The 19,291-nt window shown below is 65.9% G+C and carries 16 protein-coding genes; 11 read left to right on the top strand and 5 right to left on the bottom strand.

Going from position 1 to position 19,291, the window contains the following annotated elements; genetic code table 11:
- The first annotated feature begins 1,866 nt into the window (after window positions 1–1,866).
- Genes mnmG through ACVN9Z_RS06970 form a run of 6 tightly spaced genes read left to right on the top strand, consistent with a single transcriptional unit; the run spans window position 1,867 to window position 8,046 of the window.
- Window positions 1,867–3,786 carry a tRNA uridine-5-carboxymethylaminomethyl(34) synthesis enzyme MnmG gene (gene mnmG / locus ACVN9Z_RS06995; protein WP_006389562.1) on the top strand — a complete coding sequence of 640 codons (1,920 nt, stop codon included), beginning with the start codon at window positions 1,867–1,869 and terminating at the stop codon, window positions 3,784–3,786.
- Window positions 3,783–4,472, top strand: a complete 690-nt coding sequence (gene rsmG / locus ACVN9Z_RS06990) for a 16S rRNA (guanine(527)-N(7))-methyltransferase RsmG (protein WP_054449007.1) — start codon at window positions 3,783–3,785, stop codon at window positions 4,470–4,472. The genes mnmG and rsmG overlap by 4 nt, the downstream gene beginning before the upstream one ends.
- Window positions 4,469–5,266: a ParA family protein gene (locus ACVN9Z_RS06985; protein ID WP_020925790.1), complete on the top strand. Its 798-nt coding sequence runs from the start codon at window positions 4,469–4,471 to the stop codon at window positions 5,264–5,266. The genes rsmG and ACVN9Z_RS06985 overlap by 4 nt, the downstream gene beginning before the upstream one ends.
- Before the next feature lie 8 nt (window positions 5,267–5,274).
- Window positions 5,275–6,087, top strand: coding sequence for a GNAT family N-acetyltransferase (locus ACVN9Z_RS06980; RefSeq protein WP_458213269.1), 813 nt, complete (start codon window positions 5,275–5,277; stop codon window positions 6,085–6,087).
- A 44-nt stretch (window positions 6,088–6,131) separates the two neighbouring features.
- Complete coding sequence (locus ACVN9Z_RS06975; protein WP_006389566.1) at window positions 6,132–7,049, top strand: ParB/RepB/Spo0J family partition protein; 918 nt, start codon at window positions 6,132–6,134, stop codon at window positions 7,047–7,049.
- Complete coding sequence (locus tag ACVN9Z_RS06970; RefSeq protein WP_053498929.1) at window positions 7,042–8,046, top strand: asparaginase; 1,005 nt, start codon at window positions 7,042–7,044, stop codon at window positions 8,044–8,046. The genes ACVN9Z_RS06975 and ACVN9Z_RS06970 overlap by 8 nt, the downstream gene beginning before the upstream one ends.
- A gap of 47 nt (window positions 8,047–8,093) precedes the next feature.
- Here the strand turns inward: ACVN9Z_RS06970 and ACVN9Z_RS06965 are convergent, their stop codons facing one another.
- The gene (locus ACVN9Z_RS06965; RefSeq protein WP_006389568.1) at window positions 8,094–8,975 is read right to left on the bottom strand and encodes a LysR substrate-binding domain-containing protein; all 882 of its coding nucleotides are present in this window, start codon (window positions 8,973–8,975) and stop codon (window positions 8,094–8,096) included.
- Window positions 8,976–9,097: 122 nt separating this feature from the next.
- On the opposite strand from ACVN9Z_RS06965, the gene ACVN9Z_RS06960 reads away from it, so the two are divergent.
- From ACVN9Z_RS06960 to ACVN9Z_RS06945, 4 genes are all read left to right on the top strand, one after another.
- Entirely contained in the window at window positions 9,098–9,685 is a 588-nt protein-coding gene (locus tag ACVN9Z_RS06960) for a cysteine dioxygenase family protein (protein WP_020925794.1), read from the top strand.
- A gap of 5 nt (window positions 9,686–9,690) precedes the next feature.
- The gene (gene metC, locus ACVN9Z_RS06955; protein ID WP_053498930.1) at window positions 9,691–10,902 is read left to right on the top strand and encodes a cystathionine beta-lyase; all 1,212 of its coding nucleotides are present in this window, start codon (window positions 9,691–9,693) and stop codon (window positions 10,900–10,902) included.
- A 2-nt stretch (window positions 10,903–10,904) separates the two neighbouring features.
- On the top strand, window positions 10,905–12,500 hold the full coding sequence (locus tag ACVN9Z_RS06950) for a rhodanese-like domain-containing protein (RefSeq protein WP_054449009.1): 1,596 nt from the start codon (window positions 10,905–10,907) through the stop codon (window positions 12,498–12,500).
- Window positions 12,501–12,652: 152 nt separating this feature from the next.
- The gene (locus ACVN9Z_RS06945) at window positions 12,653–13,654 is read left to right on the top strand and encodes a Bug family tripartite tricarboxylate transporter substrate binding protein (RefSeq protein WP_458213268.1); all 1,002 of its coding nucleotides are present in this window, start codon (window positions 12,653–12,655) and stop codon (window positions 13,652–13,654) included.
- Window positions 13,655–13,662: 8 nt separating this feature from the next.
- Here ACVN9Z_RS06945 and ACVN9Z_RS06940 read toward each other — a convergent pair whose 3' ends face one another.
- The 4 genes from ACVN9Z_RS06940 to ACVN9Z_RS06925 are packed head-to-tail and all read right to left on the bottom strand — an operon-like array spanning window position 13,663 to window position 18,233.
- Complete coding sequence (locus ACVN9Z_RS06940) at window positions 13,663–14,424, bottom strand: DeoR/GlpR family DNA-binding transcription regulator (RefSeq protein ID WP_006389573.1); 762 nt, start codon at window positions 14,422–14,424, stop codon at window positions 13,663–13,665.
- Window positions 14,425–14,443: 19 nt separating this feature from the next.
- On the bottom strand, window positions 14,444–16,126 hold the full coding sequence (locus ACVN9Z_RS06935; RefSeq protein ID WP_054471457.1) for an ABC transporter permease subunit: 1,683 nt from the start codon (window positions 16,124–16,126) through the stop codon (window positions 14,444–14,446).
- Between the two features lie 37 nt (window positions 16,127–16,163).
- Entirely contained in the window at window positions 16,164–17,171 is a 1,008-nt protein-coding gene (locus tag ACVN9Z_RS06930; protein WP_458213267.1) for an ABC transporter ATP-binding protein, read from the bottom strand.
- 51 nt (window positions 17,172–17,222) lie between these two features.
- On the bottom strand, window positions 17,223–18,233 hold the full coding sequence (locus ACVN9Z_RS06925) for an ABC transporter substrate-binding protein (protein WP_020925801.1): 1,011 nt from the start codon (window positions 18,231–18,233) through the stop codon (window positions 17,223–17,225).
- 214 nt (window positions 18,234–18,447) lie between these two features.
- Here ACVN9Z_RS06925 and hisN point away from each other — a divergent pair, with 214 nt between their 5' ends.
- Entirely contained in the window at window positions 18,448–19,254 is an 807-nt protein-coding gene (gene hisN / locus ACVN9Z_RS06920) for a histidinol-phosphatase (RefSeq protein WP_054481979.1), read from the top strand.
- Window positions 19,255–19,291 lie beyond the last annotated feature (37 nt).

Here is a 19,291-nt window from a genome sequence, read left to right as displayed (position 1 = left end):
TGTGAAGGAAGTTCACGGCGCGAATCGGCAAGCGACTTTTCCACAACCTGCGGTCCGCATTGCCCGCGGGCGTCCGTGCCTCGGCCGAAAGGATGATGGCGCAAAGGACCGGCGAGGAGCAAGATGATTGTCCGCCCATCCATTGGCTTTGGGAGTTATGCACAAAGGGCGGTGGCCGACCGACACGTAAGAGTCTGTGGACAAGGTGATGGTCAGGCGCGGCGGTTGGACTGGCGCAGAGAATCGAAGTTCCCGCGCTTGCGGTCGAGAGGTGGGCAGGTTTGACTGCCTGGGCCGGCCGATCTGGAATGTCGTGACCTGGCTGCGAGGCTTGCTTATCGGATCGATAGTCGAAGCTTATCCACATTTTTGTCCACCGGAATGCGCATGTCGCACATGGTTTGGATCTGGTAGGCGAAGCCAGGTCTTGTGGGAACGGAAGGGCGATGCCTGAAGCGCGGTTTTCCTCGCTTTCATTGCGGATTTGTGCGTTTTCCCGATTCTGGGTATTTGTTCTCCAACGCAAGAGTGCGCAGTCGCATGGCGCCCCTTCCGCATCTTTCCGCCGACTTTGCAGGCGACTTATCCCCAGAGTTGTTCCACGTGAAACCGCCGCGCTGATGTGGATGGCTTGGTGGATAAGTCGCCGTATGAGAGCCTGGGACTCCGCCGGCATCGCTTTTTTCTGCATTGAGTTCGCGACGATCTACTCGATATGGATTTCGGCGACGCAAACACGCATTGATCGCGGCGACAGAATCTCTTCGCCTCGAGTGTTTGTTTCTGATGCCGCTGCGAAGCGTGCCATACACTTTGTCGCTGCCCGGTGCCCCGTAAGTATTATCGAGCCGGTGTGACAAGTTGGTCCTAGGACTTCTATGTTTCAGCTGAATGACGGGTGACATTCATTTGATAGTCGACGGGGCAGGTTTGGGAAGGCATGGCTTGATGCTCCTACACTTGCCGCCGGGAAAGGACTTCACGTGAAACGGAAAAATTCTGTTTTCGCGGGGTAGGGGTAGGGTAAGGGCTAGTAAATCACTTTTTTTGCTGATTTGGTTTCACGTGAAACCGAAGTCAGGCTGTCATCCGTGGATATCGACGCATCCATCTGCAGGCGTCGGAAGTCGCCGGTCGACCGGCTGGGCAGGCGATGCCGTTGTTCGAGGGCGCACTAGGCAAGTGGCTTTGATGTTTCACGTGGAACACCCGCAGACGGAAAGCATAATTTGGCTTTCTATAGATGCGACACACAGTAGAAAAGATGGAGGTTTGCCCCATGCTCTCCGCATGTTGTGCGGCGCGTAGATGCAAAGAACGGGCGTCGGTGACTCCAGGAAAGGGACGACAGCCCGCCTCATAGTAGCGTTCCAGCTGCGGAGCTCGATGTTCCACGTGAAACAGTAAGGCCGAAGACATGGCAGGTCGATACGATGTGCCGATGAAAGGGCCGCGGTGAGGGAGCTTTTGCACGCGTGTTTGCAGATGTGGGGCATGCAATGTTCCACGTGAAACATCACCACGGCATCGAGACGACTGGTGAGTTCGACCGTAGACGGACCTCAGAGTGAGTTCCTAGAGGTATGACCGGAAAGGTGAACTGTATTGGACACTGCACGCGAATCTTCTATTCACCCTTTATGCGAGGCATAGCCTGCTCCTGCAGGAGTGGTGTTTCACGTGAAACATCGAACCGAAACACCGGCAAATGCCGACATATTCAAACGCCGTCAGCCTTAGGCGCGTTGCCAATTTGCAAAACCCAGTCCCTTCGCGGTTGGCTTTGCCCAGTCCAACCATGTTTCACGTGAAACATGCCCACCCTGCCTCTATAATGAGCACCGAACGCTCTCTTATCTCCCCATCATGGATTATCCCCGCGAATTCGATGTCATCGTCGTCGGTGGCGGTCACGCCGGTACCGAAGCGGCGCTGGCTGCGGCGCGTACTGGTGCCCAGACGCTGCTGCTGACCCACAACATCGAGACCCTAGGCCAAATGTCCTGCAATCCCTCCATCGGTGGGATCGGCAAGGGCCATCTCGTCAAAGAAGTCGATGCCCTAGGCGGCGCCATGGCGCTGGCGACGGACGAGGCGGGGATTCAATTCCGTATCTTGAACGGCTCGAAGGGGCCGGCTGTGCGCGCTACCCGCGCCCAGGCCGACCGGGTGCTGTACCGCAAGGCCATCCGTGGCCGCCTGGAAAACCAGCCGAACCTCTGGTTGTTCCAGCAAGCGGTGGAAGACCTGATGGTGGAGGGCGATCGCGTGGTTGGCGCCGTGACCCAGGTCGGATTGAAGTTCCGGGCAAAGACGGTGGTGCTGACAGCCGGTACGTTCCTGAATGGCTTGATCCATGTGGGCCTGCAGAACTATTCGGGCGGCCGAGCCGGTGATCCGCCCGCGATTTCGCTGGGCCAGCGCTTGAAGGAATTGCAGTTGCCGCAAGGTCGCTTGAAGACCGGCACGCCGCCGCGCATCGACGGTCGCAGCATCAACTACGGCATTCTGGAAGAACAGCCCGGTGACCTGGATCCGATTCCGGTGTTTTCGTACATGGGTAGTGTGGCCATGCATCCCCGGCAACTGCCGTGCTGGATCACGCATACCAATGCTCGGACCCATGACATCATCCGCGGCGGCCTGGATCGTTCCCCGATGTACAGCGGCGTGATCGAAGGCGTCGGCCCGCGCTACTGCCCGTCGATCGAAGACAAGATCCATCGCTTTGCGGACAAGGAATCGCACCAGGTCTTCCTGGAACCGGAAGGCCTGGACACGCACGAGGTCTATCCCAACGGCGTCTCCACCAGCCTGCCATTCGACGTGCAGCTCGCGCTGATCCATTCCTTGCCCGGCCTGGAGAACGCGCACATCCTGCGTCCCGGCTACGCCATCGAGTACGACTACTTCGATCCACGTGGATTGAAGAGCACCCTGGAAACCAAGGCGATTGCCGGCCTGTATTTCGCCGGCCAGATCAACGGCACGACCGGCTACGAAGAAGCCGCCGCCCAAGGCTTGCTCGCCGGAGTCAACGCCGCCTTGTCGGCACTGGACCGCGAGCAGTGGACGCCGCGTCGCGACGAAGCCTACCTGGGCGTGCTGGTGGACGACCTGGTCACGCGTGGCGTGACCGAACCGTACCGCATGTTCACCTCGCGCGCCGAATATCGCCTGAGCCTGCGTGAAGACAATGCCGATCTGCGCCTGACCGAAATCGGCCGCCAGCTCGGCATCGTCGACGATGCCCGCTGGGATGCTTTCAACCGCAAGCGCGACGCCGTCGCGGCTGAAGTCGAACGCTTGAAATCGTCGTGGGTCAATCCCCGCGTGTTGCCGCAGGAAGTGGCCGAGCCGCTGCTGGGCAAGGCAATTGAACGTGAGTACTCACTAGCGGACCTGCTGAAACGGCCCAATGTTTCCTATGAAGCCTTGATGGCCGCCCGCAATACCGACGGTACGCTACTGGCGGGCCCGGGTGTGGCCGCCGATGAGGTGCTGGCCGAACAGGTCGAGATCCAGGTGAAATACGCCGGCTACATCGCCCGCCAGCAGGACGAAGTCCAAAAGCAGATTGCCCACGAGCAACAGCCGATTCCGGCGGACGTCGATTACGACGCCGTCACCAGCCTGTCGTTCGAGGTGCGCCAGAAGCTCAAGACGCACCGTCCCGAGACCATCGGCCAGGCCGGCCGCATCTCGGGCGTGACACCGGCGGCGATCTCGCTGCTGCTCATCCACCTGAAGCGCCTGCACTACGGCTCGCGCAAGCAAGCCGCATGAGCGCCCACGCCAACCCGGCCGGCGCGGACATGGCCGGCCGCCTGTCCCATGCCTTCGGGCAGCTCGGGCTGCAGGCCGACGCCGCCGCGGCCGCCAAGCTGCTGAACTACTTGGCGCAAATGCAGCGCTGGAACCGCACCTATAACCTGACCGCCATCCGCGATCCGCAACAGATGCTGGTGCAGCACCTGTTCGACAGCCTGGCCGCCGTGGGGCCGTTCAGCGAAGCGCTGGGTGCGCCCGGCACGCCGGCAAAGATCTACGACGTCGGATCGGGCGGCGGCTTGCCCGGCGTGGTCCTGGCCGTCATGCGGCCCGAATGGTCGGTGACCTGCATCGACGCCGTTGAAAAGAAAACCGCATTCGTCCGACAGATGAGCGGCGCCCTGGCGCTGCCCAATCTGCAGGCGCGTCATGCGCGCATCGAGACGCTGGAACCCGCCGGTTGCAACATTGTGACGTCGCGGGCATTCGCATCCTTGGAGGATTTTGCGATGCTCGCAGGCAGACATGTGGACAACGATGGTACCCTCGTCGCCATGAAGGGCAAGGTCCCGGATGATGAAATCCAGGCGCTGCACGCGCGTGGGGAATGGCAAGTCGACCACATACAGCCGCTCCAGGTGCCGGAGCTGCAAGCGGAACGCTGCCTGATCTGGATGCGCCGCAGTCAAGGAACCCTATGAAGAACCTACCCCCCAGCTCGACCGCCCGCGTTTTCTGCATCGCCAACCAGAAGGGCGGTGTCGGCAAGACGACGACCGCCATCAACCTGGCGGCCGGGCTGGCCACGCACAAGCAACGCGTGCTGCTGGTGGACCTGGATCCCCAAGGCAACGCCACCATGGGCAGCGGCATCGACAAGAATTCGCTCGAGTCCAACCTGTACCAGGTGCTGATCGGCGAAGCCACCATCGAACAGGCCCGCGTGCGTTCGGAGTCGGGCGGCTACGACGTGTTGCCCGCCAACCGCGAACTGTCCGGCGCCGAGATCGACCTGGTGCAGATGGACGAGCGCGAGCGCCAGCTCAAGGCCGCCATCGACACCGTCGGCGGACAGTACGATTTCGTGCTGATCGATTGCCCGCCGACGCTGTCGTTGCTGACGCTGAATGGATTGGCCGCGGCGCATGGCGTCATCATTCCGATGCAGTGCGAGTACTTCGCGCTCGAAGGCCTGTCCGACCTGGTCAACACCATCAAGCGCGTGCACCGCAATATCAACGACGACCTGCGTGTCATCGGCCTGCTGCGCGTGATGTTCGACCCCCGCATGACGCTGCAGCAGCAGGTGTCGGCGCAACTCGAATCGCACTTCGGCGACAAGGTCTTCAAGACCGTCGTGCCGCGCAACGTGCGCCTGGCCGAAGCGCCCAGCTACGGCATGCCCGGCGTGGTCTACGACCGCGCTTCGCGGGGCGCGCAGGCCTACATCTCGTTCGGCGCCGAAATGATCGAGCGCGTGCGCGAGCTGAGCTGAAGCGCTGTATGTCCGCCGTCATGCACCTGTCCCCAGACGCCCGCACGCCGCCCGCCGATGCGCGCGACGCGCTGCGCGTGCGGCTGGAAGAGGCCGCGCTCAACGCCACGGCGGTGCGCGCGCAGGTGCTGTACGACGGCTGGCTGGTGCGCTATGCGCCATCGTCGGCCAAACGGGTACGCAGCATCAACGTGCTGGGGTTATCCACACGTCCGCTGGATGAGCGGCTGGCGTATTGTTCAACGTTGTACGCGCGCCATGGCCTGCCCATGGTGTTGCGCCTGACCTCCATCGGTCCGGATTTCACCCTGGATGCCGAACTGGCGTCGCGGGGTTACCTCCTTGGCGAAGAGACCCGAGTCATGAGCACGCCGCTCGCTCCCAGGCTGGCCGCCCGGGGCGATCTGGTTTTCAGGACAGTGGACGCCGCGCGCTTTGCGGCGGCGGTCGGTCGCATGCGCGAGTCCCGGCCCGAGCACATCGCCGAGCACCAGGCGCGCCTGGAGGGCCTGGCTGTGGATATCCTGCCGGTGCTGGCATTCGATACCGCCGGCGCGTGCGTGGCCGGCGGCATGGCCGTGCGCGACGGCGAACTGGCCGGCCTGTTCGACGTGGTGACGGATCCCGGCCAGCGGCGCAAGGGACATGCCGCGACGCTGGTCGACCATCTGCTGGCGTTGTGCGTCGAAGACGGCGCCACCACGGCCTACCTGCAGGTGGAACCGCAAAACACCGCCGCGCGCGCTTTGTATGGCCGCTACGGTTTCAAAGACTGTTACGCGTATTGGTACCGCCTGCCCGCCGAGCAGGCGGCCGCCTGAGCCCGGCTCGGGATACCAAAAACAGAAGGAAAGAGGATTTAACTATGGCCACCAAGAAACCCAAGGGATTGGGTCGCGGACTCGACGCCTTGCTGGGCGCCGACGCGCCTGCAATCGACAATATCGGCAAGGCTCCGGCCAAGCCCGAGGGTCTGCCGTCCACCTTGCCTGTTTCGAAGATGCGAGCCGGCAAGTACCAGCCGCGCACTCGCATGGACGAGGGCGCGTTGGGCGAGCTGGCCGAGTCGATCCGCACGCAAGGCATCATGCAGCCCATTCTGGTGCGCGCGCTCGGCGACGCGCCCGGCCATTACGAAATCATCGCGGGCGAACGCCGTTTCCGCGCCGCCCAGCTGGCCGGCCTGAAGGAAGTGCCGGTGCTGGTGCGCGAGGTCGCCGACGAAAACGCGGCGGTCATGGCGCTGATCGAAAACATCCAGCGCGAAGACCTGAATCCGCTCGAAGAGGCGCATGGCGTGCGCCGCCTGCTGGACGAATTCGGCCTGACCCACGAGCAGGCCGCCCAGGCCATCGGTCGTTCGCGTTCTGCCACCAGCAATCTGTTGCGCCTGTTGAACCTGGCGTCGGCGGTGCAGACCATGCTGCTGGCCGGCGACGTCGACATGGGCCATGCGCGCGCGCTGCTGGCGGTGGATGCCGCCACCCAGATCCAGCTGGCCAACCAGATCATCGCGCGCCGCCTGTCGGTGCGCGAAGCCGAAAAACTGGTCGCCAAGACCGCCAAGGAAGCCGAGAGCGCGGCGTCGCCCAAGAAAAAGGCCAACGGCGTATCGCGCGACCTGACGCGCCTGGAAGAAGCCCTGTCCGATCACCTGGGCACGCGCGTGGCGCTGAAGGTCGGAGCCAAGGAAAAGGGCCAGATCGTCATCGACTTCCACGGCTGGGAACACCTGAATTCGCTGCTCGAGCGCCAAGGCCTGTCTGGAGTGGTCGATGCCTGAGCAGGCGCTCCCCGTCATCGCGGTGCTGGCTACCGGCGGCACCATCGCCGGCGCCCAGGCCGATGCCACGTCCGCCGGCTACAAGGCGGGTTCGTTCTCGGTGGGCGACCTGTTGGCCGCGGTGCCGCAATTGGCGGGCCTGGCCGAGATCCGCGCCGAGCAGGTTGCCAACGTCGGCAGCCAGAACATGACACACGACGTGTGGCGCGCGCTGGCGCAGCGTGTCGAAGCCTTGTGCGCGGATCCTTCCGTTGCCGGCATCGTCATCACGCACGGCACCGACACGCTTGAGGAAACCGCCTACTTCCTCAGCCTGGTGATCCGCCACGACAAGCCCGTGGTGCTGGTGGGCGCGATGCGGCCGGCCACCGCGCTGGGCGCCGAAGGCCCGGCGAACCTGTACAACGCGGTGGCGCTGGCGCGCCATCCCGACGCGCGCGGCCGCGGGCCGCTGGTCGTCATGAACGAAGACGTGCACTACGCTCGCGAGATCCAGAAGATCGCCAGCGCAGGCATCAACGCCTTTGCCTCGCCCAACCGCGGCCGCGCCGGCGTGATGCATGGCGGCACGCCGTGCTTCTATTCGCGCAACACCACCACGCACGGCACGCAAAGCGAGTTTTCACTCGCATTGCTGGAGAAGGCCGGTTGGCCGCGCGTGGACATCGTCTATGCGCATGCCGACCTGCAAGGCGACGTCATCGATTTCATCGCGCGCCAGGCCGATGGCATCGTGCTGGCGGGCGTGGGCGACGGCAACGCCACGGACCTGGCCATCGACGCCCTGGCCCGCGCCGCCGCCGATGGCGTCGCGGTGCTGCGCTCCAGCCGCACCGGCAGCGGTTTCGTCGCGCGCGACGTCGAACTGGATGACGCGGTGCTGGGTTTCATCGCCGCCGGCGACCTGAATCCGCAGAAGGCCCGCATCCTGCTGATGCTGGCGCTGTGCGTCACGCGTGAACCCGCGGCGCTGCAGCGCTGCTTCGACCGCTACTGAGCGATGCGCACGGCGGCCTGTCTCGGGCCGCCGCGCTGCCTGCCGCGTCATGGATTGGGTGGCGCATCCGCGCCACGCGCCAATCCCAGGTTGCTGCGCAGCATGTCGTAGACCTGCCGTGTCAGCGGATTGATCAGGTCTCGCCTTATCCACAGGAAGTACGTCACGTCCGGTAGCGGTGGCAGGCCTTCCTTTTCCCCGAGCACCCGCATTTCCGGGGCCAGCAGTTCGACGCTGCGCGCGGTCACGCCCAGGCCTGCGCGCAAGGCGGCCTTGATGCTCACCAGGTTGGGCGCCACGTAGTTGGTGTGCCAGCGCACCTGCGCCTGTTCCAGCGCGGTCAGCGCCAGGCGGCGGAAGATGCTGGGTTCGTCGGCCAGCACCAGCGGCACCGGCGCGTTGAGGTCATGCACGTAGTCGGCCGAGGCCAGCCACACCGTGGGCGAGGTGCGCAGCGCCACGCCCTCGAACTCCTGGTCGAAGCGGGTCGAGATGGTCAGGTCCAGTTCTCCGGCGCGCAATGCGTCCATCAGGAATGGGCTGCGATCGGTGCGGATCTCCAGTTTCACGCGCGGCGCCGAGCGCGCGATATGGGTCAGCAGGGTCGGCAGGATGGTGTCGGCCACGTCCAGCGGCGCGCCCAGCCGCAGGTCGCCTTCCAGCGGGGCATCCTGCAGCGCGCGCAGCGCTTCATCGTTGATGGCCAGCATGTGGCGCGCGTATTCGACCAGGCGCCGTCCATGCGTGGATAAGGCCTTGTTGCGCCCCTGTTTCTCGAACAGCGGCAAACCGATGGCCGCTTCCAGCCGCTGCATCTGCTGCGTCACCGCCGATTGCGTCTTGTGCAACCGGTTGGCCGCTTCGGAAAACGTTTCGTAGCGCGCGATCGCGGTCAGCGTGCGCAGCAGGTCCAGGTCGAGATTGCGCATGGGAGCAGCGAGTCGAAAGTATTAGAGATGCTTATGGAATATTAAGGCAATTTAAATTGTTGGCGCTCGCGCGCGGCGATACAGTGACTGCAATAACTCATGAAACAAGAGGAAAAGTCATTGTGAGCACCACGCATCCCCAGCAACAAGGCATCGACAGCGCCATCGGAAATATTAAAAATACTTTAGGAAATAAGGGCCTGAACCGTGACAGCCTGAAGGTCGTGCTGGACGAGTTGATTGGCCTGGCCGGCCATACCGACTGGTGGGCCCAGGACCGCTACCCGGCGCCGGAAGAGGGCGAACGCCAGGCGCGCTACCTGATCGGCGAGGACGCCGACAAGAGCTACGCGCTCTACCTGAACGTGATGCGTCCCGGCAAGCAGATCGTGCCGCACAACCACACCACGTGGGCCTGTATCGCCGCCGTGGAAGGCGTGGAATACAACTACGTCTACGACCGCACCGACGATGGCTCCGTGCCCGGCGTGGGGCGCCTGGAAAAGACCGGGACCGTGGTGGTGGGGCCGGGCACCGGCATCGCGCTGATGCCCGACGATATCCATGCCGTCGAGATCCAGGGCGATAGCGTCATCCGCCACCTGCACATGTACGGCCGCGCCCTCGAAACGCTGACCGAGCGGCTGGCCTTCGACCTGGCCGCCGGCACCTGCAAGGTCATGCCGATCGGCGTGCAGACCCGCCGCTGACCATCATGAACAAGCCCCTGCGGTCCGCGACGCGCCTGCTGCGCGCCGGGCGTCCCCATGCCGGCTGGGTCAACACCCCGGTCACGCGTGCCAGCACCTATGTGTTCGACAGCGTCGCGGCCTGGCGCGACACCCGCGCCCGCCGCGAACAGGAACGCCTGCCGTCGTACGGCGCGCGCGGCACCGACAGCACGCACGCGCTGGAAGACGCGCTGGTCGAGCTGGAGCAGGGGCATCGCGCCCAGCTGTACCCCACCGGGCAGGCCGCCATCGCCATCGTGTTGCTGGCCTATCTGCGCGCCGGCGACCACGTGCTGGTGACCGATGCGGTCTACGAACCGGTGCGCCGCTTCTGCGCCGAGCACCTGTCGCGGCTGGGCATCGAATTCACTTTCTGTCCCCCGGACGGCGCCGGCCTGGCGCAGCTGCTGCGTCCCAATACGCGCATGATCTATGCCGAGTCGCCGGGTTCGCTCACCTACGAAATGCCGGACCTGCGGCAGCTGGCTGAGTTGGCGCAACGCCATGATTGCTGGCTGGCTGTGGACAACACCTGGGCGTCCGGCTTGCTGTGCCAGCCATTGGCGCTGGGCGCGGACATCTCGATTCTCGCCGCCACCAAATACCTGGGCGGCCACGCCGACGTGATGATGGGCGCGGTCGTGACCAATGCGCGCGCCTGGCGCGCGCTGGAACGCGCCAGCATCGATTTCGGCCAGACCGTTGGCGCCGACGATGCCTATCTGGTGCTGCGCGGCATGCGTTCGCTCCCGTTGCGCCTGGCGCAACATGCCCGCAGCGCATTGCGCGTGGCGCAGTGGTTGCAGGGCAGGGCGGAAGTGGCGCGCGTGCTGTGCCCGGCCCTGCCTGACGACCCCGCACACGCGGTCTGGCGTCGCGAGTGTACCGGCACCAACGGCCTGCTGACGCTGGAGTTCGCCGCCGGCATCGCCGATGCCGACATGGAACGCGTCATCGACGCGCTGCGCCTGTTCGGCATCGGCGCATCCTGGGGCGGATTCGAGAGCCTGGTGATACCCGTCAATCTGGCCAAGGCGCGATCCCTGCCCGTGGCCCCGCACGGCGCCATGCTGCGCCTGCATATCGGGCTGGAGGATCCGGACGACCTGATCGCCGATCTCGAACAGGCATTCGGCCAATTGCGGCCCGTCCTGGCGGCCCTGAATTCCCATTCCCCCGATTCCCTGCGGATTTAACGATGCATTCCCATTCCGACCTGAAACTGGCCGATATCGACTCGCACACCCTCAAGGGCTGGCTGCATGACGGCGGCGAGATTGCGCTGCTGGACGTGCGCGAGCATGGCCAATACGGCGAGTCCCACCTGTTCTATGCGGCGCCGGTGCCGTTCAGCCGGCTCGAGGCCGATATCGCGCGCCTGGCGCCGCGGCGCGATGCGCGCGTGGTGGTCTACGACGCGGGGGATGACGATGACGTCGCGGCGCGCGCGGCAGCGGCCTTGCGGGCCGTGGGCTACACGCAGGTCCACCGCCTCGCAGGCGGCATCGCGCAATGGCAACGCGATGGCTACGCCGCTTTCGCCGGGGTCAATGTCCCGAGCAAGACTTTCGGCGAGCTCGCCGAAGAAGTCTTCCACACGCCGCGCATCAGCGCGGCCGAACTGGCCGAGCGCCAGCGTCGTGGCGACGACCTGATCGTGCTCGACGGCCGGCCCTACGCCGAATACCAGAAGATGAGCATCCCCGGCGGCATCTGCTGCCCCAACGGCGAGCTCGCGCTGCGCGCGCACGGCCTGGCGCCCGATCCGAAGACCACCATCGTGGTCAACTGCGCCGGCCGTACCCGCAGCATCATCGGCGCGCAGACCCTCATCAACCTGGGCGTGCCCAATCCCGTCTACGCGCTGGAGAACGGCACCCAGGGCTGGTACCTGGCGGATTTCAAGCTCGATCATGGCGCCAGCCGTCGATATGAGGATGCCGTTGCCGCGGCCGATATACCGGCGCTGGCGCAACGCTCGGCCGGCCTGGCCGAACGCCATGGCGTGCCGTGGGTGAACGCCGCGCAGGTGCGCAGCTGGCTGGCCGACACGGGCCGCAGCACCTTCCTGTGCGACGTGCGCAGTGCCGAGGAGTACGCGCAAGGCTCGTTGCGCGGCGCGCAGCACACGCCCGGCGGCCAGTTGATCCAGGCCACCGACCAGTACGTGGCCGTGCGTGGCGCGCGCATCGTGGTGTTCGATGGCGAAGGCGTGCGCGCGCCGGTGGTGGCCAGCTGGTTGCGCCAGATGGGCTGGGACGCGAGCGTGCTGCAGGAGGGCGTGGGGGCCGACCTGCAAGCGGCTGTCGCCCCGATCGCCGAACCGCCGGTCAAGGTATTGGATGACGCGGCGCTGGCCGCCGCGCTGGACGCAGGCGCGCAACTCATCGACATCCGCCCCAGCATGCGCTATCGCGCCCAACACATCGCGGGAGCGCAATGGGCCATCCGGCCGCGCTTTGCCGGCCTGGCGCTGGACCCGGCACGTCCGTTGGTGCTGCTGGCCGAGGAACTCGCGGTGGCCGCCTGGGCCGCGGCGGACCTGCGGGCGCGCGGCGCGGGGGACGTTGCCGTCAATCTGGGCACGGCGGCCGGCTGGTCGGCGGCGGGCATCGCGCTGGAATCCACGCCGTCCACGCCCGCCGACCGCGATTGCATCGATTACCTGTTCTTCGTGCACGACCGCCACGACGGCAACAAGGCCGCGGCGCGTCAGTACCTCGCCTGGGAAACCAACCTGGTCAAGCAGATCGACGCGCACGAACGCGCCGCGTATCGCTTCCCGGCGGGGTGACCATCGGGGCGGACTGCCCCCGTGGCCACGCCACACGCTTCATCCGATCAGCACGCCCCGGCGCTTCGCCGACGGGGCGCGGACGGTTCATGGCGAACCGAAATGCAATGGACGGCCGAGCATCCGGCCGCCAATCACAAGGGGAAATATCGATGAACAAGTACCAGCTGCAACATGCCTGCAAGACCGCCGCCGCCCTGGCCTGCCTGGCGTGGGGGCTGAACGCCCACGCCCAGGCGCCCGCGCCCCTGGCCGACTACCCCAAGCAGGCCATCACCGTGGTCTCGCCGTTCCCGCCCGGGGGCGGCAACGATGGCGTGGCGCGCCTGATCGCGCAGGAACTCGGGGCGATCACCGGCCAGAGCGTGGTGGTGGAAAACCGTTCCGGCGCGGGCGGCAACGTCGGCACTTCGCAGGTGTCGCGCGCCAAGCCCGACGGCTATACGTTGGTGATGTCGCAGACCAGCGTCATGGCGGTCAACCCGCGCCTGTACAAGAACGTGGGCTTCGATCCGCTCAAGGACTTCGTGCCGATCTCGCAGATCACCTCGGCGCCGCTGGTGCTGGTGGCGCGCAGCGAAAGCGCCTACAAGTCGCTGGGCGACTACCTGGACGCCGCGCGCAAGCAGCCCGGCGTCATCACCTACGCCACGCCCGGCAACGGCACCATGAGCCATCTGATGGGCGCGCTGCTGTCGCAGAAGGCCAACGTGAAACTGGTGCACGTGCCGTATCGCGGCGCCGCGCCCGCCATCACCGACCTGATGGGCGGCACCGTCGACATGCTGATCACTTCGCCGGCCTCGGCCGAGCCGATGGTGGCGGCCGGCAAGCTGCGCATCCTTGCGCTGAGCCATGAGAACGGCATCGGCATCTTCAAGGGCGCGCCCACGCTTGGCCAATCCGGCATGGACGGCATCACGGCCGACGACTGGTACGGCCTGTTCGCGCCGGCCGGCACGCCGCCCGAGCGCATCGCCTACCTGGCGCAAGCGGTGGCGCAGGCCATGGAATCGCCCAACGTGATCGCCAAGATCCAGGCCGGCGGCAGCCAGCCCGTCGGCAGCGCGCCCGATGCGTTCGGCAAGCGCCTGCAACAGGACACCACGTACTGGGCCGACATGGTCAAGGTCGCGGGCGTGTCGGTGGATTGAAGCGGCGGCTAAGCCACCAGAACCTTGCCGACCGCGGCCTTCAGGGCCGCGAAGGCAGGCTGCTTCTGCGCGTTGGTGTTGGTGATGAGGTGATCGATGCGGTTCACTTCGCAGTACGACACCCGGCTGCACAGGCCGATCTTGCTGAAATCGGCCAGCAGGATGCGCTGTTTGGCGTTGGCGGCCATCGCGCGCGCCACTTCGGCTTCGCGCAGGTCGTAGCTGGTGGCGCCGCATTCGGCATCCACGCCCACCGGCGACAGCAACGCCACGTCGGCGCGGTAGCGGTGGATCTCGGCGATGGTGATGTCGCCGGCGGTGGCGCACACCGGCCCACCCACCGATCCGCCCAGCATGATGAGTTCATTGGCCCCGCTGCCGGCGGCGCCGACCTTGAGCGCCACGTCGAACGAATTGGTGATGAGGGTCAGCCCGCTCAGCTTGGCCAGCTCGTCCGCCAGCATGCTGGTGGTGCTGCCCGCATCCAGGAACAGCGTCTGCCCGCTCGTCACCAGGCCGGCCGCAGCGCGCGCGATGGCGCGCTTGTACTTGACGCGGGTGTGCACGCGTTCCGTGATCGGCGGCTCGCTGTGCACCGGCACCGCGCCGCCATGCACGCGGCGCAGCTCGCCCATCGCCTCCAGCTCCAGCAGATCGCGCCGGACGGTCTCCCGCGATACCCCCAGTTCGCCGACGATACGGTCGGTCGATACCTGCTGCAGGGAAGACAGCAGGGCGCGGATTCTCTGATACCGCTCTTCTTGCCACATATCGGATGCTTCCTAATCTCTATTTGCGGCGCCGCGCCGGCAACGCGATCAACGCGCGCATCGCCAGCAGCGAACCACCCACGACCAGCATGATAAGCGTCGAATAGGCCGCGGCCTGCGAGACGAACCCCGCTTCGTCCAGCCGCAGTACGGAAACCGGCGCGACACTGACCGACGGTGTGACCAGGAAGATCACCGCCGACAGCGTCACCATGGAACGCATGAACAGGAAAAAGAACACGCCCAGCACCGTTGGGGCGATCTGCGGCAGCACCGCATCGCGCACGATGTGCAACGTCCCGCCGCCCAGGCAGCTGACCGCTTCCTCCAGCGCCTGCGGCACCGCGCGCATGCCGGCCATCATCGTCAGGAAGCCTTGCGTGTGATAGTGGTAGAAGTTGCACAGCGCGATCAGTGCGGCGCTGCCGTATAGCGCGTACAGCGGCGTGGAAGGCGAGTTGAAGGCGAAGATGTAGGACAGCCCCAATACCAGCCCCGGCACGCCCACCGGCAGCACCGACACCAGGTAGACCAGCTTGGCCCACGCGCGGGGGATGCGGCATACGCCGAAGGTCAGGAAGAACAGCAGCAGCACGCCGCCGGCCGCGGCCGCCAGCGACAGGTACAGCGAAGTCCACAGCGGCGCATAGCCGCCGCTGACGGTGATGTCGTAGTGCTTCAGGGTCCATTCCATGCGATAGGGCCACAGCCGCATGAAGCTGGCGAACACCACCGTGCCCACCGTCACCACGATGGCGCTGGCGCACAGCAATACGCCGGCCGTGAACGCCAGGTCGCGGCCGCGCGCCGGCTGCGGCGTGACGCGCAGCCCGCTGGGCGAGGCGGCGCCGAACTGGCGCTGCGAGGCCACCCGTTCGATCTGCACCGAGATCAGCGACGGCAGCAGCAGCAAAATGCCCACCACCGAGCCCATGCCGAAATTCATCTGCCCCGATACCTGGCTGTAGATCTCGGTGGCCAGCACGCGGTAGTTGCCGCCGATCACCGCTGCGTTGCCGAAGTCGGTGATGGTGATGACGAACACCACGAACGCCGCGCTCAGCAGCCCGAACTTGCAGTTGGGCAGCGTGATGTCGAAGAACTGCCGCGCGCTCGACGCGCCCATCACCTCGGCCGCGTCGTAATAGCGCGCATCGGTGTTGCGCAGCGCCGCCTGCAGGATCAGCACGGCCTGGGGCAGGGCGTAGAACACGTTGGAGATCAGCAGGCCCCAGAACCCGTAGATGTCGAATTCCCAGCCCGTCCAGCGATGCACCAGGCCGTTGCGTCCAAGGATGAAGATCAGCCCCAGCCCCTGCACCAGCGACGGCGCCAGCAGCGGCAGCACCAGCGCCAGCTTGACCAGCGCCTTGCCGCGCATGCGGCTGCGGTCCAGCCCGAAAGCGATGGCAAAGCCCAGCAGCAGGCTGACGGCGGTGGTGGCCGCGCTCATCGTCAGGCTGTTGGCGGTGGCGGTCAGGATGCCGCGGGTGGCGAACACGTCGGCGTAGTTGCCCAGGCCGATAGCGCCGTCCTGTTCCACCAGACTGCGCCAGCCGACCGTGGCCAATGGATACAGGAAGAACAGCGCCAGGCCCGCCATCGGGATGCCGACGCAGGTCCATAGCAGCAGTCGATCCAGGGAGGCCGACGAGCGATTGGCCCGCGGCGAAGTGGCGGCGCCGATACGAACCGTGTTCATGCCATGACTCCCGCGCGTGCCGGCGTGGCGGACGCAGTCATACGCGAACCCAGGCGCATTGTTCCGGCGCCATGTCCAGCCGCACGGGCGCGCCCTGCGACAGGCCCGCCGCGCCCTGCTGTTCGACCAGCAACTCGCGGCCTCGCCAGTCCACCCGCACGCGCGTCAGGTTGCCCATGAAGGTCATTTCGCGCACCCGGCCCGGCCCGCGCTCGTCGGCGGCGACGCGCAGGTTTTCCGGCCGCAGGCAGGCCTCGAAACGCTCGCTGGCGCCATCGGGCCGAGTCGCCAGCAGCGCCGGCATGGCCTCGCGCACCCAGTCGGTCGGCAACAGGTTGCTCAGGCCGACGAAGTTGGCGACGAAGCGTGTGCTCGGCCGCAGATACAGGTCGGAAGGCGATCCCACCTGCTCGACGCGGCCGTCATTCATGCATACGATCTTATCGGCCAGCGTGAGCGCTTCCTCCTGGTCGTGCGTCACCATGATGGTCGGGATCCGCAGGCGTCGCTGCACGTCGTGGATCTCGGCGCGCATGTCGGTGCGCACGCGCGCATCCAGCGCCGACAGGGGTTCATCAAGCAGGATCAGCGCAGGGTCCACCGCCAGCGCGCGCGCCAGCGCCACGCGCTGCTGCTGGCCGCCGGACAACTGGTGGGGATAACGCTGTGCATAATCCGGCAGCTTGATCAGCGCCAGCAATTCGCGCACCCGCGCGTCGATGCGCTCGCGCGTCTCGCCGCGGATGCGCAACCCGTAGCCGACGTTCTCGGCCACCGTCATGTTGGGAAACAGCGAATACGACTGGAACACGATGCCGAAGCCGCGCTTGCGCGCCGGCAGCGCCGACAGGTCGCGTCCGCCCAGCGTGATGGTGCCGCTGTCGAATGGCAGCAGGCCGGCGACGATGCGCAGCAGGGTGGTCTTGCCGCAGCCGCTGGGCCCCAGCAGGCAGACGAATTCATGTTCGCCCACCGACAGGTCGATGCCTTCCAGCGCCACCGCGCCGTCGAAGGTCTTGCGGATCCCGCGCAATTCCAGGTACATGGCCACTCCAGGCGGTGGCGTGGCGGCCGGCGGCGCCGGCCGCGCGCGCCGTCAGCGTTTGATGGTGTCCTGCCAGGTCTTGATGGTAGCGTCGCGTTCCGCCGCCGATTTCTGGAAGTCCACCGGATACAGCACGGCGGTCAGGTCCTTGGGCAAGCCCGCGGCTTCGGCCGCCTTGTTGGGGGCGGCGCCGGGAATCGTCACCAGCTCCTTGTACTTGCTGTACAGCCCGCCGGCCTGCGCCGACAGCGTCCAGTCGAGGAAGCGCTTGGCGTCCGCGGGATTCTTGGCGGTCTTCATCAGGCCCGAGGCTTCCAGCTCATAGCCCACCCATTTCGACGGGATCACCATCTTCACCGGAAAGCCTTCCTCGATCGATTGCATCGCCGGGAACGCGAACGACACGCCGATCGCATACTCGCCGGCGCGCGCCATCTTGCAGGGGCGCGACCCCGACGGCGTGTACTGCGCCACGTTCTTGTCCAGATCCTTGAGCAGCGCCCAGCCTTTCTCGGCGCCCAGGCCCTGCAGCAGCGCGACGATCTGCAGATAACCGGTGCCGGATGCGGCCGGACTGGGGATGACGATCTCGCCCTTGTAGACCGGCTTGGTCAGGTCTTCCCACGAGGTCGGCATCGGCAGGTTCCTGGACTTGAGCCGGTCGGTGTTGACACAGAACGCGGCCACGTAGCCGGTGGCGGCGAACCATTTGTTGTCGGCGGCCTTGTATTGCGCGGGCAGGGCTTCGATGCCCTTGGCCGCATACGGTTCCAGCAGCTTCTGCAGGCGCGGATCCAGCATGTTGCTGACCGCGAAGCCCCAGATCACGTCCTGCTGCGGATTGCCGGCCTCGGCGATCAGGCGAGCGCCCAGGTCGCCGGTGGACAGGCGCAGCACATTGACCTTCACGTCGGGCAGGGCGGCGTTGGCGGCCTTCAGGTAGGCGGCAATCTCGTCTTCCTCCAGCGCCGTGTAGACGGTGATCGCGCCGGCGTGGACGGCCTGGGCAAAACCTAGGGAAATTACTGCAACCACAAGACCAAGCTTCTTCTTACATTGCATGATGGGACTCCGGAAAGGAATACACGGCAACGGCGATGAGCTGCTTTTCTGCGGACGGCGACCTGCGGGCGGGGCGGTAGGGTTGCGCGAGGAAACGTTGCGTTTCCCGGGTTGTGTTTTTAGGTATATTTGCAAATTTGTGGCAACGTGTCTAGACTGGAAAAACCCGAATCGCATGGGTCTTTCCGCGCCGCGTTACGCCTCGGAGCTCGTCATGCAAACTTCGCCGCTGCCCACCGCGCAGCAATTGGCCGCGTTTTCCTCGTTCGCCCAGACGCTGGCGGATCAGGTCCGGCCCCTGTCGCGCCGGTGGTTCCGCCACCCCCTGATGGTGGAGACCAAGGCGGATGAAAGTCCCGTCACCCGCGCCGACCGCGAGGTCGAGCAAGCGCTGCGCGAAGCCATCGCCCGCCAGTATCCGGATCACGGCATCTTCGGCGAGGAATACGGCGCCAGCCATGCCGAGGCCGAGTGGGTGTGGTCGCTCGACCCCATCGACGGCACCCGCGCGTTCATTTCCGGCAATCCCCTGTGGGGCACGCTGCTGGGCCTGCTGCACCGCGGCCGCCCGGTGCTGGGCCTGATCGACATTCCCATGATGGCCGAGCGCTGGCTCGGCGCCGCCGGTTCGCCCGCGCGCCTGAATGGCGAGCCCTGCCGCACCCGTCAATGCACCGAACTGGACCAGGCGATTCTCTACGCCACCTCGCCCGACATCTTCGAAGGCGCCGATCTGGCCGCATTCGACGCGCTGGCGCGCTCGGTGCGCATGCGCCGCTATGGCGGCGATTGCTACAGCTATGGCCTGCTGGCCAGCGGTCACGTCGACCTGGTGGTCGAGGCCGGCCTGCAGCCGTATGACTACCTGGCGCTGATGCCCGTGATCGAAGGCGCGGGCGGCGTCATTACCGATTGGTCGGGGCAGCCGTTAGGCCTCGCGTCGCAGGGCCGCGTGATCGCGGCCGCCACGCCGCAGCTGCATCGCGAGGCGATGCGGATGCTGGGGGCGGCCGTGACCTGAAACACCGCGCCCCGCGACCCCGCACGTCAACGCAACG

It is taken from the genome of Achromobacter sp. KK8 (assembly GCF_054188005.1).
Note: the sequence above shows the minus strand (reverse complement) of the source record. Positions and strands in the feature narration are given on the sequence as shown.

What these genes read in the sequence shown, in the direction of transcription:
- mnmG (WP_006389562.1), top strand. Translation starts at nt 1,867, where the DNA reads ATGGATTATCCCCGCGAATTCGATGTCATCGTCGTCGGTGGCGGTCAC.
- rsmG (WP_054449007.1), top strand. Translation starts at nt 3,783, where the DNA reads ATGAGCGCCCACGCCAACCCGGCCGGCGCGGACATGGCCGGCCGCCTG.
- ACVN9Z_RS06985 (WP_020925790.1), top strand. Translation starts at nt 4,469, where the DNA reads ATGAAGAACCTACCCCCCAGCTCGACCGCCCGCGTTTTCTGCATCGCC.
- ACVN9Z_RS06980 (WP_458213269.1), top strand. Translation starts at nt 5,275, where the DNA reads ATGTCCGCCGTCATGCACCTGTCCCCAGACGCCCGCACGCCGCCCGCC.
- ACVN9Z_RS06975 (WP_006389566.1), top strand. Translation starts at nt 6,132, where the DNA reads ATGGCCACCAAGAAACCCAAGGGATTGGGTCGCGGACTCGACGCCTTG.
- ACVN9Z_RS06970 (WP_053498929.1), top strand. Translation starts at nt 7,042, where the DNA reads ATGCCTGAGCAGGCGCTCCCCGTCATCGCGGTGCTGGCTACCGGCGGC.
- ACVN9Z_RS06965 (WP_006389568.1), bottom strand. Translation starts at nt 8,975, where the DNA reads ATGCGCAATCTCGACCTGGACCTGCTGCGCACGCTGACCGCGATCGCG.
- metC (WP_053498930.1), top strand. Translation starts at nt 9,691, where the DNA reads ATGAACAAGCCCCTGCGGTCCGCGACGCGCCTGCTGCGCGCCGGGCGT.
- ACVN9Z_RS06950 (WP_054449009.1), top strand. Translation starts at nt 10,905, where the DNA reads ATGCATTCCCATTCCGACCTGAAACTGGCCGATATCGACTCGCACACC.
- ACVN9Z_RS06945 (WP_458213268.1), top strand. Translation starts at nt 12,653, where the DNA reads ATGAACAAGTACCAGCTGCAACATGCCTGCAAGACCGCCGCCGCCCTG.
- ACVN9Z_RS06940 (WP_006389573.1), bottom strand. Translation starts at nt 14,424, where the DNA reads ATGTGGCAAGAAGAGCGGTATCAGAGAATCCGCGCCCTGCTGTCTTCC.
- ACVN9Z_RS06935 (WP_054471457.1), bottom strand. Translation starts at nt 16,126, where the DNA reads ATGAACACGGTTCGTATCGGCGCCGCCACTTCGCCGCGGGCCAATCGC.
- ACVN9Z_RS06930 (WP_458213267.1), bottom strand. Translation starts at nt 17,171, where the DNA reads ATGTACCTGGAATTGCGCGGGATCCGCAAGACCTTCGACGGCGCGGTG.
- ACVN9Z_RS06925 (WP_020925801.1), bottom strand. Translation starts at nt 18,233, where the DNA reads ATGCAATGTAAGAAGAAGCTTGGTCTTGTGGTTGCAGTAATTTCCCTA.
- hisN (WP_054481979.1), top strand. Translation starts at nt 18,448, where the DNA reads ATGCAAACTTCGCCGCTGCCCACCGCGCAGCAATTGGCCGCGTTTTCC.